Here is a 15,477-nt window from a genome sequence, read left to right on the forward strand (position 1 = left end):
TGCACACTTGATATGGAAATGGTATCAGCCTTCAGATGAAGCATTACCGTCAGGGGTCACTTCCCCGGACCGCTTTTCCAGCTGTTTCAAACGTCGCGCGATGTCATCGAGCTGACGAATACGGGCCGCGCTTTTACGCCATTCGGCCGCAGGTTGCATAGCTGTGCCGGAAGAGTAGGCACCCGGCTCGGTAATCGAGTGGGTCACCATGGTCATTCCGGTCAGGAATACGTTGTCGCAAATATCGATGTGCCCTACCAGGCCAACCCCCCCGGCGAGCATGCAGTGCTTGCCGATCTTGGTGCTGCCGGAAATCCCCACGCACGCGGCCATGGCGGTGTGGTCACCGACCTGCACGTTGTGGGCGATCTGAATCTGGTTGTCTAGCTTCACGCCATTGCCGATCACGGTATCGGCCAGTGCGCCGCGGTCGATGGCGGTATTCACGCCGATCTCCACATCGTCGCCGATGGTCACGCCACCGATCTGGGCGATTTTCTGCCAGATGCCCTTCTCGTTAGCAAAGCCGAAGCCTTCACCGCCAAGCACGGCACCGGACTGAATCACCACACGTTTGCCGATGCGTACGTCGTGATACAGCGTGACCCGGGGTGCCAGCCAGCCGCCCTCACCGATTTCGCTTCGGGCACCGACGACGCAATGCGCACCGAGCGTTACGTCTGCGCCGATTCGCGCACCGGACTCGATCACCACGAAGGGACCGATACTGGCGCTCGGATCGACCACGGCATCCTCGGCAATCACCGCCGTCGAGTGAACGCCGGCAGTTGCCTTGGGCTTCGGATCGAACAAATGGGAAATGCGTGCGTAAGCCAGATAAGGATCCGGCACCACCAGCGCATCACCGGCATAACTTTCGGCGTCGGCAGCCTTGAGCAACAGGGCCGCGGCTTGCGAGTTAGCCAGGTATTTACGGTATTGAGGGTTTGCCAGAAAGCTCAACTGAGCTGGGCCAGCCTCCTGCAAGGTGGCTAGCCCAGTAATTTGCTTCTCGGGGTCGCCACTCAGGGTAGCGCCGAGGAGCTCGGCCAACTGGCCGAGCTTGATGGTCACGGTCATGGGTTACTTCAGCTGATTCATGCGCTCGATAACCTGGCGCGTGATGTCGTACTGAGGTTTGACATCGATGACTGCGCCACGCTCGAACACCAGGTCAAAACCACCTTTCTTGATAACTTCTTCCACTGCGCTATCCAGTTTCGGCTTCAGTTGCTTGAGCATTTCGCGGTCGGCAACAGCCTTGGCTTCGTTCAGTTCCTTGGATTGGAACTGGAAGTCACGGGCCTTTTGCTTGAACTCGAGCTCCAGACGCTCGCGCTCGCCTTGCTGCATCTTGTCGCCACCGGCCATCAGACGGTCCTGAATGCCCTTGGCGCTGCTCTCCAGGGTCTTGAGCTTGGTCAGTTGCGGGCCGAACTTCTTCTCGGCGTCCACGGCGTATTTCTTGGCCGCGTCAGATTCCAGCAGAGCCATCTGATAGTTCAGAACAGCGATTTTCATGTCGGCAAATGCCGGACCTGCCACCAGTACGGAGGCCAGAAGAACCAATTGAGTCAACTTACGCACGATGCACTCCTACAAAATCCATTGTCGTTGTCTTGGGTCAGACGCTTAGAACGTCTGGCCGAGGGAGAATTGGAACACTTGAGTTTCAGCGTCATCCGGTTTCTTGATCGGCATCGCCAGCGCAAAACTCAGCGGGCCCAGTGCGGTGACCCAGGTTACGCCGACACCGACGGAACTGGCCATGTTGCTCAGACTGATGTCGTTGCATTGGGTGTTCGATTTCGTACCGTTGGCGTTCGTAGTATCGGAACACTTGGAGTCGAATACGTTACCGACATCCCAGAATACCGAAGTACGCAGGGAACGCTGATCCTTGACGAACGGCAGCGGGAACAGAACTTCAACACCGCCCTGGATCAGGACGTTACCACCGAACGGCAGCGGATCCTGGTCCGGGTCTCTCAGGGTGCCTGGGTTACTACCCGTACTTGGCGTGCTTCGCGGGCCAAGGGTGCTGTCTTTGAAACCACGGACCGAGTTGAAACCACCAGCATAGTAGTTTTCATAGAACGGCAAGCCGTCGGTCGAACCGTAACCGTCGCCATAACCCAGTTCGGTGTGTAGACGCAGGGTGTAGTTTTCGCTGATCGGCTGGAACAGCTGGCCACGGTAATCAAGTTTGTAGAACGACAGATCGCTGCCTGGAATGGTGGTTTCCAGCGTCAGGCTCTGGGAACGACCGCGAGTCGGCAGTACACCCTTGTTCAAGGTGGATTCGGACCAGCCGGCCGAAGCCTTGAAGTTCAGGTACTTGTCGCCTTCCTTGTTAACGAAGTCGAAAATCTCGTCAACGGTGTAGGTACCCGTCTTGATCTCGTCCTGCTGAGCGGACAGACCGAAGGTCAGACGCGAAGTCTCGCTGATCGGGTAGCCCACGTTCACGCCGGCACCCAGGCTGTCTACCGCATAGCTCGCTACGTCGACGTCGAGGTCTTTGTAGTCGGTGGTGCGGTAGAACGCGTTGTAACCCAGGCTCACGCCATCAGCGGTCCAGTAGGGGTCAACGTAGCCGAAGTTGTAGCGGCTCTGGTATTCGCTGCGGGTCAGGCCCACGCTCACACGGTTACCAGTACCGAGGAAGTTGTTCTGGGTAATCGAACCACCGAGGATCAGACCGGCGCTCTGGGCGAAACCGACGCTGGCGGTGATCGAACCGGAAGCCTGTTCTTCAACGCTGTAGTTCACGTCAACCTGGTCGTCGACACCTGGCACGGCCGGGGTCTCAACGTTGACTTCTTTAAAGAAGCCCAGACGCTCCAGACGAGTCTTGGACTGGTCGATCAGGTAGGTCGAAGCCCAGCCACCTTCCATCTGACGCATTTCACGACGCAGCACCTCGTCCTCGGACTTGGTATTGCCACGGAAATTGATGCGGTTGACGTAGGCACGCTTGCCCGGATCGACAGCAAACAGGATATCGACGGTGTGATCTTCGTCGTGCGGTTGTGGCACGCCGTTGACGTTGGCGAAGGTGTAACCCTCGTTACCCAGACGACGGGTGATCAGTTCGGACGTGGTGGTCATCAGCTTGCGCGAGAACACCTGACCTTTCTGCACCAGCAAGAGCGACTTGACCTGGTCTTCAGGGACTTTCAGGTCACCGCTGAGTTTGACGTCACGAACGGTGTACTTTTCGCCTTCGTTAACGTTGACGGTGATGTAGACGTGCTTCTTGTCCGGGGTGATCGACACCTGGGTCGAAGCGATATCCATGTTGATATAGCCGCGGTCCAGGTAGTAGGAGCGCAGACGCTCCAGGTCACCGGACAGCTTTTCACGGGCGTACTTGTCGTCGTTCTTGAAGAACGACAGCCAGTTGGTGGTTTTCAGTTCGAACAGGTCGGTCAGGTCTTCCTCGGGGAAAACCGTGTTGCCTACCACGTTGATGTGCTGAATGGCTGCGACGGTGCCTTCGTTGATCTTCACTTTCAGACCGACACGGTTGCGCGGCTGCGAGACCACTTCTGTATCGACGGTAGCCGAGTAACGACCTTGCGCAACATATTGACGTTGCAGCTCGTTACGAACACCTTCGAGGGTCGCGCGCTGGAAGATTTCGCCTTCGGCCAGACCGGATTGTTTGAGGCCCTTCATCAGGTCTTCGGTGGAGATCGCCTTGTTGCCTTCGATCTCGATACTGGCGACCGAGGGACGCTCGACGACAGTGATCACCAGAACGTTGCCTTCGCGGCCCAGCTGGATATCTTGAAAGAAACCGGTTTTGAACAACGCACGAGTGGATTCCACCAGGCGACGATCATCCGCCTGCTCGCCGACGTTCAACGGCAAGGCACCAAAGACGCTACCCGCGGAGACCCGCTGGAGGCCATTGACGCGAATATCAGAGATAGTGAAGGACTCGGCGTGAACTTCGGCGATCATCAATACGGTGAGAACCGCAGTTAGCAGCAGACGTTTCATGAAGTCCTTTCTTATTCCAACTGGCAATAAACAAACTGCCGCAAAATGCGGCAGATTCGCAATTCAGCGAAGCGTTACAGTCGACCCAGATCGTTGACCAGAGCAAGCAACATCACTCCGACCACCAAGCTGATACCGATCTGTATCCCCCAACCTTGCACCCGATCCGACAAGGGACGACCACGCGCCCACTCGATCAGATAAAACAACAAATGCCCCCCATCCAGTACAGGAATGGGCAGCAAATTCAGAACCCCCAGGCTAATACTCAGATAAGCAAGGAAATTCAGGAAATCAGCGACGCCCGACTGGGCAGAAGCGCCCGCCACTTTAGCAATGGTTATCGGTCCACTCAAGTTTTTTACCGAGAGCTCGCCGAAGAGCATTTTCTTCAGTGAATCCAGCGTCAGGACGCTCATGGTCCAGGTACGACGGGCCCCCTCGCCAATCGCTGCCAAAGGCCCGTAACTGACCTCGCGGATCATCTCCGGCGGCCAGTCGACAGCCTTCACACCTGCCCCCAGGTAACCGCTTGGCGACTTTTTATCGCCACGCGCGGCCAGTGTCAGAGGGACGTCGATTTGAACACCGTCACGCTCTACGTGCAGCACGATTTTGGTATCAGGACGCGTACGAACGGTGTCGACCACCTGTTGCCAGTCATCCAGCGCCTTGCCATCGAGCGTCAGCAGACGATCACCGGTTTTCAGTCCGGCCGCCTGGGCCGGGCCTTTCGGATCGAGTTCGGCCAGCACCGGCGGCAGGGCCGGGCGCCAAGGGCGAATACCGAGGGAGCGAATAGGATCCGGCTCATCAGCCCCCTTGAGCCATTTATCAAGTGCCAGCACCCGAGGCGAATCCGCCGTGGAACCCTGATCGCGCACCAGCAATTGCAGAGAACCGCTCTCCCCCAGTCGGCGCACCAATTGCAGGTTGACTGCAGCCCAGCCCGAGGTTGGTTCACCGTCGATCGCGACGATTTCCTGTCCCGCGCTCAGCCCGGCCGTTGCGGCGATGCTGCCCGGCTCCACCGAACCAATGACCGGGCGAATCTGTTCGCTGCCGAGCATGGCCAGCACCCAGAAGAACACCAGTGCGAGGAGAAAGTTGGCCACCGGGCCGGCCGCAACAATGGCGATGCGCTGACGAACAGACTTGCGATTGAATGACTGATGAAGCTGATCGGCCGGCACTTCGCCTTCGCGCTCGTCGAGCATCTTGACGTAGCCACCCAGCGGAATGGCCGCAACCACAAATTCGGTGCCCTGCTTGTCATGCCAGCGCAACAGCGGCATGCCGAAGCCCACGGAAAAACGCAGAACCTTGACGCCACAGCGACGCGCGACCCAGAAATGGCCGAATTCGTGAAAGGTGACCAGCACACCCAGAGCGATCAGGGTGCCGGCAATCATATAGAGCGCGCTCATCTACTTTCTCCGCAATCCTGTCCAGTGCCGCGTGAAGCCATGTGTTGCAAGACCTATCGGTCGTGACGCTTCAACCACTGCCCGGCCAATGCCCTGGCAGTCGCGTCCGCGGTAAACACCGCATCGAGATCGTTCAACGCCACTACCGGCTCGAGATTCAAGACTTCCTCGATGATACTCGCGATTTCCAGATAGCGAACCCGTCCGTCGAGAAACGCGGCAACCGCCACTTCATTCGCCGCATTGAGCATGGCCGGGGCGCTGTTTCCGGCCTCGGCAGCCTGGCGCGCCAGACGCAGGCACGGAAAGCGCTCTTCGTCGGGAGCTTCGAAATCCAGGCGCGCAACGGCGAACAGATCCAGCGGCGCCACGCCCGAATCAATGCGCTCAGGCCAGGCCAGGGCGTTGGCAATCGGAGTGCGCATATCGGGGTTACCCAACTGCGCCAACACCGAGCCGTCCACATAATCGACCAGCGAATGAATCACGCTCTGCGGATGAATCACCACCTCGACTTGCGAAGGCTTGGCATCGAACAACCAGCAGGCCTCGATCAACTCGAGCCCTTTGTTCATCATGCTGGCCGAATCCACCGAGATCTTGCGCCCCATCGACCAGTTCGGGTGCGCACACGCCTGATCGGGTGAAACATGCGCCAGCTCGGCCATCGGCGTCTGCCGGAAAGGGCCACCAGAGGCCGTCAGCAAAATCCGACGGACTCCAACGTTACTCAGCCCGCGAGCAAAGTCCTGCGGCATGCACTGAAAAATCGCGTTGTGCTCGCTGTCGATCGGCAACAGAACCGAACCGCTTTTGCGCACCGCCTGCATGAACAAGGCGCCGGACATGACCAGCGCTTCCTTGTTGGCCAGAAGAATTTTCTTGCCTGCCTCGACAGCCGCCAGAGTCGGGCGCAAACCGGCAGCACCGACGATGGCGGCCATGACGGCATCCACTTCCGGCGCGGCAGCGACCTGACACAGGCCTTCCTCACCGACCAGCACCTGCGTCGACAGGCCCGCCGCATGCAAATCGTCCTGAAGATTACGAGCAGCGACGACTTCCGGCACTACTGCATATTTCGGGAGATGGCGAACACACAGGGCAAACAGTTCGCTCAGGCGGGTAAAACCGCTCAGGGCGAAAGCCTGATAGCGCTCCGGATGCCGGGCAATGACATCCAGGGTACTCAGACCGATCGAGCCAGTCGCACCCAGGACGGTAATCTGCTGCGGGCGACTCACGACGCCGCCATCCACAACAGCACCGCGAACACCGGTATCGCCGCCGTCAGACTGTCGATGCGGTCCAGCACGCCACCATGGCCAGGCAGCAGATTGCTGCTGTCCTTGATGCCGGACTGACGCTTGAACATGCTTTCAGTGAGGTCGCCCACCACCGAGATGAAGACAATCACCGCAGCACCGATCAAGCCCTTGAACAGTTGCGCTACCGTCCAGTCACGGAACAGCGCGACCAGGGTGGTGATGACCAGACTCAGCGCCAGACCGCCATACACGCCCTCCCAGCTTTTGCCGGGACTGACTTGTGGCGCCAGCTTGCGCTTGCCGAACGCGCGACCGGAAAAATACGCCCCGATGTCAGCGCCCCAGACCAGTACCATCACGGCCATGATCAGCCAGTTGCCGAGCGGGTATTGCTTGATCTGCACCAGCCCTTGCCAGGCGGGCAACAGAATCAGCAATCCGATCACCAGTTTGCTGGCGGCACTGGACCAGCGCTCGCTGGAACGCGGGTACGTCAGCACCAGCCATGTTGCCAGTGCCCACCAGATCACCGAAGCGCCCAGCACCCATGGCGCCAGCCCCGGCAGGATGTACATGACGAACAGCATCAGCGCGACCACCGCGGCGTAGCCGACACGAAATGCCTGCGCAGTGAAGCCGGCCAGACGCGCCCATTCCCAGGCGCCCAGGCTCACGACCAGACCGATGAACAGGGCAAAACCGGAGCCTTCGAGCAGAAAAAATCCGCCCAGAGCGATCGGCAGCAGAATCAGCGCAGTGATGATGCGTTGTTTAAGCATTAAACCCGGGCTCCAGCTTCGACCTGCTCGCTCGTTTTACCGAAACGACGCTGGCGCGAAGCGAAATCGGCCAGCGCATTGCGCATGGCTTCGTGTTTGAAGTCCGGCCAGAACAGGTCGGAGAAATACAACTCGGCGTATGCCAGCTGCCACAAGAGGAAGTTGCTGATGCGGTGCTCGCCGCCAGTGCGAATGCACAAGTCTGGCAACGGTAGATCACCGGTGACCAGACAGGTCTGCAGCAGATCCGGCGTGATGTCTTCCGGCCGCAGATGACCGGCCTGAACCTCACGCGCCAGACGCTGCGCCGCTTGCGCGATATCCCACTGACCGCCGTAGTTGGCGGCGATCTGCAGAATGAATCGGTTGGCACCGGCAGTCATCGCTTCCGCTTCACGCATGGCGGCCTGAAGCTCCGGATGGAATCGCGTTCGGTCACCGATAATGCGCAGGCTGATGTTGTTGTCGTTCAGGCGCTTGGCCTCACGACGCAGCGCCTTGAAGAACAGATCCATCAAGGCGCTGACCTCATCGGCCGGGCGCTGCCAGTTTTCACTGGAAAAGGCGAACAGGGTGAGCACCTCGACCTTGGCCTCGGCACACACCTCGATCACCGCCCGCACAGCATCCACGCCCGCTTTATGCCCGGCAACACCCGGCATAAAGCGTTTTTTTGCCCAGCGATTATTGCCATCCATGATGATCGCGACATGGCGCGGCACCGCGGACGGCGCAGTCTGCTTGGTCTTGTCCATTAAAAACTCGACCCTTAAACGGCCATCAGGTCTTTTTCTTTTTCGTCAGTCGCCTTGGTGATCTGAGCTTCGAAGTCCTTGATCAGCTTGTCGATCTCGGCACTTGCACGACGCTCTTCGTCCTCGCTGATCTCCTTGTCCTTGGACAGTTTTTTCAGCTCTCCCATGGCGTCGCGACGAATGTTGCGTACCGCAACGCGAGCATCTTCGGCAGCGGCACGCGCCTGCTTCGTGAAGCCCTTGCGGGTTTCCTCGGTCAGTGGCGCCATCTTGATCAGCAGCAGCTCACCCAGGTTGGTCGGATTCAGGTTCAGACCGGCGCTGCCAATGGCCTTGTCGATTGCGCCGAGCATGTTGCGCTCGAACGGCACGACCTGCAGGGTCTGGTTGTCTTTCACGGTGACACTCGCAACACCGCTCAACGGGGTATCCGAACCGTAATAAGGCACCATCACGCTTCCCAGGATGCTTGGGTGGGCCTTGCCGGTACGGATCTGACCGAATGCGTGGTTCAGCGACTCCAGCGACTTGTGCATGCGCGCCTGGGCGTCTTTCTTGATTTCGTTGATCATTGTTGGACTTCCTCGATCAGAGTGCCTTCAGCGCCACCATGCACGATGTTCAGCAGGGCGCCCGGCTTGTTCATGTTGAATACCCGCAGCGGCATCTTGTGATCGCGGCACAGGCAGATAGCCGTCAGATCCATTACACCCAGCTTGCGATCCAGTACTTCATCGTATGTCAGATGATCGAACTTCTCGGCATGCGGGTCTTTGAACGGATCAGCGGTGTACACGCCATCGACCTTGGTCGCCTTGAGCACGACGTCTGCGTCGATTTCAATGGCGCGCAGGCAGGCTGCCGAATCCGTGGTAAAGAACGGATTGCCGGTACCGGCCGCGAAAATCACCACGTCTTTTGAGTTCAGGTGGCGCATGGCCTTGCGACGGTCATAGTGATCGGTCACACCGACCATGGAGATGGCCGACATCACGATGGCCGAGATATTGGCACGTTCCAGCGCGTCGCGCATGGCCAGAGCGTTCATCACAGTGGCCAGCATGCCCATGTGGTCGCCCGTGACCCGATCCATGCCGGCCTTGCTCAGCGCTTCACCGCGGAACAGGTTGCCACCGCCGATCACCAGACCGACCTGAACGCCGATGCCGACCAGTTGGCCGACCTCCAGTGCCATGCGATCCAGCACTTTCGGATCGATCCCGAACTCTTCCGAGCCCATCAGGGCCTCGCCGCTAAGCTTGAGTAGAATGCGTTTATAGCGAGCCTGATAACCACTGCCCTGCTGAGCCATTGCGAATCTCTCCTGCGGCGTATTTTAAAAATTCTTTGCGAGCTGTTTACAGCTGGCGTTCACTCTAGCTTGGCGCTGCTTCAGCGCCATCGGAACATGGCTTTGTAAGTCAGTTCCAAGGGGAAACCAATAAAAATTGGTAACCCTATCTGAAAAGAGGCTGCGCGCGTGAGCGGGCAGCCTCTTTCGGGCGACAGTTGAAAAACCGTCTTACTGCTTGGCGGCAGCCACTTGAGCGGCAACTTCGGCAGCGAAGTCATCAACCGGCTTCTCGATGCCTTCGCCTACTTTGAAGTAAGTGAAGGAAACGATTTCAGCACCGGCTTTCTTGGCCAGCTCACCAACCTTGACTTCCGGGTTCATGACGAAAGCTTGCTCTTTCAGCGAGGCTTCGGCTTTGAACTTGGTAATACGACCGTTGATCATGTTCTCAACGATGTTTTCCGGCTTGCCAGCGATCTTGTCGGCATTCAGTTGCAGGAATACGTTCTTCTCGCGCTCGATGGCCTCGGCGGAGATTTCCGACGCGTCCAGGAACTCTGGGTTCGAAGCTGCAACGTGCATGGCGATATTCTTGGCCAGGTCGACGTCGCCGCCGTTCAGAACAACCACTGCACCAATCTTGTTGCCGTGCAGGTAAGCACCTACAACGTCACCCTCAACACGCGCCAGACGACGGATGTTGACGTTTTCGCCACACTTGGCAACCAGGGCTTCACGAGCAGCTTCACGCGAAGCGATCAGCGGAGCCGCGTCAGTCAGCTTCTGAGCGAACGCTTCTTCAAGGCTTTCGCTGACGAAGTTCTTGAAGTCGTCCTGCAGGGCCAGGAAGTCGGTCTGCGAGTTCACTTCCAGCAGAACGGCGGACTTGCCGTCAGCCTTGACGGCGATAGCGCCTTCAGCGGCAACGTTGCCGGCTTTCTTGGCAGCCTTGATCGCGCCCGAAGCACGCATGTCATCAATGGCTTTTTCGATGTCGCCGCCAGCCTTTTCCAGGGCTTTCTTGCAATCCATCATGCCTTCGCCGGTACGCTCGCGCAGTTCTTTGACCAACGCTGCAGTAATTGCTGCCATTTTCAAATTCCTCTTGGATAGGTTTTCAACCATTCCACCCGATCGAACGGGCGTTCAATTCTTCCCGAACCACCTTGTAGCCGCTGCACGTTACAGATGCTGTAGCTGCGCTGCCGACAAATGGTTTTCGAGGTGGCAAAAAGGGGGCCAAGCCCCCTTTTTGCTTACTGAGTCAACGCCAGGGCGTCAATTACTCAGCTGCAGCCTGAGTTTCTTCAGCTGCGAATTCTACAGTACCGCCAGCAACGTTGTTGCGACCGCGGATTACTGCGTCAGCCATCGAACCCATGTACAGCTGGATAGCGCGGATTGCGTCATCGTTGCCTGGGATGATGTAGTCAACGCCTTCAGGGCTGCTGTTGGTATCGACAACGCCGATGACCGGGATGCCCAGCTTGTTGGCTTCGGTGATCGCGATGCGCTCGTGGTCAACGTCGATCACGAACAGTGCGTCTGGCAGACCGCCCATGTCCTTGATGCCGCCCAGGGAGCGGTCCAGCTTCTCAAGATCGCGAGTGCGCATCAGCGCTTCTTTCTTGGTCAGCTTGGCGAAAGTACCGTCTTCGGCTTGTACTTCAAGGTCACGCAGACGCTTGATGGAAGCACGGATGGTCTTGAAGTTGGTCAGCATGCCGCCCAACCAGCGGTGATCGACGTACGGCGAGCCGCAACGTGCTGCTTCTTCAGCAACGATCTTGCCAGCGGAACGCTTGGTGCCGACGAACAGAATCTTGTTTTTGCCCTGGGCCAGACGCTCTACGAAAGTCAGAGCTTCGTTGAACATTGGCAGGGTTTTTTCAAGGTTGATGATGTGAATCTTGTTACGCGCGCCGAAAATGTACTTGCCCATTTTCGGATTCCAGTAACGGGTTTGGTGACCGAAGTGCACACCGGCCTTCAGCATATCGCGCATGTTGACTTGGGACATGATAGTTCCTTGATAAGTCGGGTTGGGCCTCCACGTATCCCAATGACCAACCATTGATCCGAGGATCAAAGGCACCCAGGCCATCGTGTCGACACGTGTGTGGGTTAATGCTCTCGGGGCTATCCCCGGAAAGCGGCGCATTTTATACCACAGGGACGGCGCAAACGGAACCCGGAATCTGCAATCCCGTCAGCGACATGCACGCCAGCCCCTTGGAATCGGGACAATGCGCCACATTGTATAGAGAGAAGCGATGCACGCAGGCGCAGATTTGCGCCTTCGGTCTGTTAGAATCGCGTTTTTCGGGGCCGCAATATCAGCAGCCGCGCCCCTGTTCGTATCAGCAAGCGCCGCCGAGCGCAGAGAGAGCCTGTATGACCGTCACCCTCAAAACCCCCGAGGACATCGCTGGCATGCGTGTCGCCGGCAAACTGGCCGCCGATGTGCTGGAAATGATTGCCGAGCACGTCAAGCCGGGCGTGACCACCGATGAGCTGAACCAGATCTGCCACGACTATATCGTCAACGTGCAGCAGGCCATCCCTGCCCCGCTCAACTACAAGGGCTACCCGAAGTCGATCTGCACCTCGATCAACCACGTGGTCTGCCACGGCATCCCGAACGACAAACCGCTGAAAAACGGCGATACCCTGAACATCGACGTCACCGTGATTAAAGACGGTTACCACGGCGACACCAGCCGCATGTTCCACGTCGGCACCGTGCCGGTCTGGGCCGAGCGTCTGTCCCAGGTCACTCAGGAATGCATGTACAAGGCGATCGAAATCGTCAAACCCGGCTGCCGCCTCGGCGACATCGGCGAAATCATCCAGAAGCACGCGGAAAAGAACGGCTTCTCGGTGGTGCGTGAATTCTGTGGTCACGGCATCGGCAAGGTGTTCCATGAAGAACCGCAGATCCTGCACTACGGCCGTGCCGGCACCGGCATGGAACTGAAGGCCGGCATGACTTTCACCATCGAGCCGATGATCAACCAGGGCAAGGCCGACACCAAAGTACTGGGCGACGGCTGGACCGCGATCACCAAGGATCGCAAGCTGTCGGCGCAGTGGGAACACACTTTGCTTGTTACCGACACCGGCTATGAGATCTTCACCCTGCGCAGCGACGACACCATCCCGCGCATCTCGGCCTGATCCAGACACCGTTCCCAGCCTATAGAAGGAAAGCCAATCGATGCCGCAGGTGGATCCCGAACTCTTCGACCGCGGTCAGTTCCAGGCTGAACTGGCCCTGAAAGCGAGTCCCATCGCGGCATTCAAGAAAGCGATCCGCCAGGCCCGCGAAGTGCTCGATGCACGTTTTCGCGCCGGCCGCGATATCCGGCGACTGATCGAAGATCGGGCGTGGTTCGTCGACAACATTCTGCAAAAGGCCTGGGACCAGTTCGACTGGAGCGAAGACGCCGACATCGCGCTGGTCGCGGTCGGCGGCTATGGTCGCGGTGAGTTGCACCCGTACTCCGACATCGATCTGCTGATCCTGCTGGACAGCGCCGACCACGAAATCTTCCGCGATTCCATCGAGCGCTTTCTGACGCTGCTGTGGGACATCGGCCTGGAAGTCGGTCAGAGCGTTCGCTCGGTCGACGAGTGCGCCGAAGAGGCCCGCGCCGACCTGACGGTGGTCACCAACCTGATGGAAAGCCGCACCATCTGCGGCCCCGAGCGCCTGCGCCAGCGCATGCTCGATGTCACCAGCACTGCGCACATGTGGCCGAGCAAGGATTTCTTCCTGGCCAAGCGCGCCGAGCAGAAGGCTCGCCACCACAAGTACAACGACACCGAATACAACCTGGAACCCAACGTCAAAGGCTCGCCCGGTGGACTACGGGATATTCAGACGATTCTGTGGGTGGCCCGTCGTCAGTACGGCACCCTGAACCTGCGCGCCCTGGCCGGTGAAGGGTTTCTGGTCGAAAGTGAAAACGCCTTGCTCGCGTCCTCTCAGGAATTCCTCTGGAAGGTGCGTTACGCCCTGCACATGCTCGCCGGTCGCGCCGAAGATCGTCTGCTGTTCGATCACCAGCGCACCATTGCCGGACTGCTGGGTTTTGAAGGCGACGACGCCAAACAGGCCGTCGAAAACTTCATGCAGCAGTACTTCCGCGTCGTGATGAGCATCGCCCAGCTCAGCGACCTGATCATCCAGCACTTCGAGGAAGTCATCCTCGCGCCGGAAGACGAAGCGCCGCCGCAGCCGATCAACTCGCGCTTCCAGCTGCACGACGGCTACATCGAGGCTCGCAACGACAACGTATTCCGCCGCACGCCGTTCGCCATGCTCGAGATCTTCGTGCTGATGGCCCAGCAGCCGGAGATCAAAGGCGTACGCGCCGACACCATTCGCCTGTTGCGGGAAAACCGTCACCTGATCGACGACAACTTCCGCAACGACATCCGCAACACCAGCCTGTTCATCGAGCTGTTCAAGTGCAAGATCGGCATCCATCGCAACCTGCGGCGGATGAACCGTTACGGCATTCTCGGGCGTTATCTGCCGGAGTTCGGTTTCATCGTCGGGCAGATGCAGCATGACCTGTTCCACATCTATACGGTCGATGCGCACACGCTGAACCTGATCAAACACCTGCGCAAACTGCAGTACTCACAGGTGTCGGAAAAATTCCCGCTGGCCGCCAAGCTCATGGCCAAACTGCCGAAACCCGAACTGATCTACATGGCGGGTCTGTATCACGACATCGGCAAGGGCCGGCACGGCGACCACTCGGATATCGGCGCAGTGGATGCCGAGGCGTTCTGCCAGCGCCACCAGCTGCCGGTGTGGGACAGCCGCCTGATCGTCTGGCTGGTGCAGAACCACTTGGTGATGTCGACCACCGCCCAGCGCAAAGACTTGTCCGATCCGCAGGTGATCCATGACTTCGCGCTGGCGGTCGGTGACGAAACTCGCCTGGACTACCTGTACGTGCTGACCGTGGCCGACATCAACGCGACCAACCCGACCCTGTGGAATTCCTGGCGTGCCAGCCTGTTGCGCCAGCTCTACACCGAAACCAAGCGTGCCCTGCGCCGCGGGCTGGAGAATCCGGTGGATCGCGAAGAGCAGATCCGCCAGACCCAGAGCGCAGCGCTGGACATCCTGGTACGCGGCGGCACCGATCCCGACGACGTCGAGCAATTGTGGGCGCAACTGGGCGACGACTACTTCCTGCGTCACACCGCCGGCGATGTGGCCTGGCACACCGACGCCATCCTCCAGCAACCGGCCGACGGCGGTCCGCTGGTGCTGATCAAGGAAACGACCCAGCGCGAATTCGAGGGCGGCACGCAGATCTTCATCTATGCGCCGGACCAGCACGACTTCTTCGCCGTGACCGTGGCCGCGATGGACCAGCTCAACCTGAACATTCACGACGCCCGGGTCATCACGTCCAGCAGTCAGTTCACCCTCGACACCTACATCGTGCTCGATACCGATGGCGACTCGATCGGCGACAATCCGGTCCGGGTCAAACAGATTCGCGAAGGCCTGACCGAAGCCCTGCGCAACCCGGCCGACTACCCGACGATCATCCAGCGTCGGGTGCCGCGCCAGCTCAAGCATTTCGCGTTCGCCCCGCAGGTGACGATCCACAACGACGCCCAGCGCCCGGTAACGGTACTGGAACTCACTGCACCAGATCGCCCGGGCCTGCTGGCACGGGTCGGCGGGATTTTCCTCGAGTTCGACCTGTCACTGCAGAACGCCAAGATCGCCACCCTGGGCGAGCGGGTGGAAGACGTGTTCTTCATCACCGACGCCCACAATCAACCGCTGTCCGACCCGCTGCTGTGCAGCCGCCTGCAGGATGCCATCGTCGAACAGCTGAGCGTCAATCAGGAACCCGATATCAAACTGTCGCGCATCAGCATTTGATTGCGCGCCCGGCTTCAATCGCTTTG

The 15,477-nt window shown here is 58.9% G+C and carries 13 protein-coding genes; 2 read left to right on the forward strand and 11 right to left on the reverse strand.

The features are described from left to right. Positions 1 to 24: 24 nt before the first annotated feature. From lpxD to rpsB, 11 genes are all read right to left on the reverse strand, one after another. On the reverse strand, positions 25 to 1,080 hold the full coding sequence (gene lpxD, locus MKZ87_RS10615; RefSeq protein WP_085697332.1) for a UDP-3-O-(3-hydroxymyristoyl)glucosamine N-acyltransferase: 1,056 nt from the start codon (positions 1,078 to 1,080) through the stop codon (positions 25 to 27). A gap of 3 nt (positions 1,081 to 1,083) precedes the next feature. Beyond that, positions 1,084 to 1,587, reverse strand: a complete 504-nt coding sequence (locus MKZ87_RS10620) for an OmpH family outer membrane protein (RefSeq protein WP_003222140.1) — start codon at positions 1,585 to 1,587, stop codon at positions 1,084 to 1,086. A gap of 45 nt (positions 1,588 to 1,632) precedes the next feature. Next, entirely contained in the window at positions 1,633 to 4,008 is a 2,376-nt protein-coding gene (bamA, locus tag MKZ87_RS10625) for an outer membrane protein assembly factor BamA (RefSeq protein WP_085702585.1), read from the reverse strand. A 74-nt stretch (positions 4,009 to 4,082) separates the two neighbouring features. Then, positions 4,083 to 5,435 (reverse strand): sigma E protease regulator RseP, encoded by a 1,353-nt coding sequence (gene rseP / locus MKZ87_RS10630; RefSeq protein ID WP_266200833.1) that lies wholly within the window; start codon positions 5,433 to 5,435, stop codon positions 4,083 to 4,085. 53 nt (positions 5,436 to 5,488) lie between these two features. Next, on the reverse strand, positions 5,489 to 6,679 hold the full coding sequence (gene ispC / locus MKZ87_RS10635; protein WP_266200834.1) for a 1-deoxy-D-xylulose-5-phosphate reductoisomerase: 1,191 nt from the start codon (positions 6,677 to 6,679) through the stop codon (positions 5,489 to 5,491). Continuing rightward, the gene (locus tag MKZ87_RS10640) at positions 6,676 to 7,482 is read right to left on the reverse strand and encodes a phosphatidate cytidylyltransferase (protein ID WP_007954781.1); all 807 of its coding nucleotides are present in this window, start codon (positions 7,480 to 7,482) and stop codon (positions 6,676 to 6,678) included. Before MKZ87_RS10640 ends, ispC begins: the two co-directional genes overlap by 4 nt. Beyond that, the gene (gene uppS / locus MKZ87_RS10645) at positions 7,482 to 8,237 is read right to left on the reverse strand and encodes a polyprenyl diphosphate synthase (RefSeq protein ID WP_085697328.1); all 756 of its coding nucleotides are present in this window, start codon (positions 8,235 to 8,237) and stop codon (positions 7,482 to 7,484) included. Before uppS ends, MKZ87_RS10640 begins: the two co-directional genes overlap by 1 nt. 14 nt (positions 8,238 to 8,251) lie before the next feature. Next, the gene (gene frr, locus MKZ87_RS10650) at positions 8,252 to 8,809 is read right to left on the reverse strand and encodes a ribosome recycling factor (protein WP_065259188.1); all 558 of its coding nucleotides are present in this window, start codon (positions 8,807 to 8,809) and stop codon (positions 8,252 to 8,254) included. After that, positions 8,806 to 9,549, reverse strand: coding sequence for a UMP kinase (pyrH, locus tag MKZ87_RS10655; protein WP_011332683.1), 744 nt, complete (start codon positions 9,547 to 9,549; stop codon positions 8,806 to 8,808). The genes frr and pyrH overlap by 4 nt, the downstream gene beginning before the upstream one ends. A gap of 210 nt (positions 9,550 to 9,759) precedes the next feature. Beyond that, complete coding sequence (gene tsf, locus MKZ87_RS10660) at positions 9,760 to 10,623, reverse strand: translation elongation factor Ts (RefSeq protein ID WP_085688730.1); 864 nt, start codon at positions 10,621 to 10,623, stop codon at positions 9,760 to 9,762. A 190-nt stretch (positions 10,624 to 10,813) separates the two neighbouring features. Beyond that, on the reverse strand, positions 10,814 to 11,551 hold the full coding sequence (rpsB, locus tag MKZ87_RS10665; protein ID WP_008052780.1) for a 30S ribosomal protein S2: 738 nt from the start codon (positions 11,549 to 11,551) through the stop codon (positions 10,814 to 10,816). 374 nt (positions 11,552 to 11,925) lie between these two features. Here rpsB and map point away from each other — a divergent pair, with 374 nt between their 5' ends. Then, entirely contained in the window at positions 11,926 to 12,708 is a 783-nt protein-coding gene (gene map, locus MKZ87_RS10670) for a type I methionyl aminopeptidase (RefSeq protein WP_039769663.1), read from the forward strand. A gap of 40 nt (positions 12,709 to 12,748) precedes the next feature. After that, on the forward strand, positions 12,749 to 15,451 hold the full coding sequence (locus tag MKZ87_RS10675; RefSeq protein ID WP_085697327.1) for a [protein-PII] uridylyltransferase: 2,703 nt from the start codon (positions 12,749 to 12,751) through the stop codon (positions 15,449 to 15,451). Positions 15,452 to 15,477: the final 26 nt, after the last annotated feature.

The organism is Pseudomonas sp. MCal1, assembly GCF_026341415.1.
In the GTDB taxonomy this organism is placed as follows: Bacteria; Pseudomonadota; Gammaproteobacteria; order Pseudomonadales; family Pseudomonadaceae; genus Aquipseudomonas.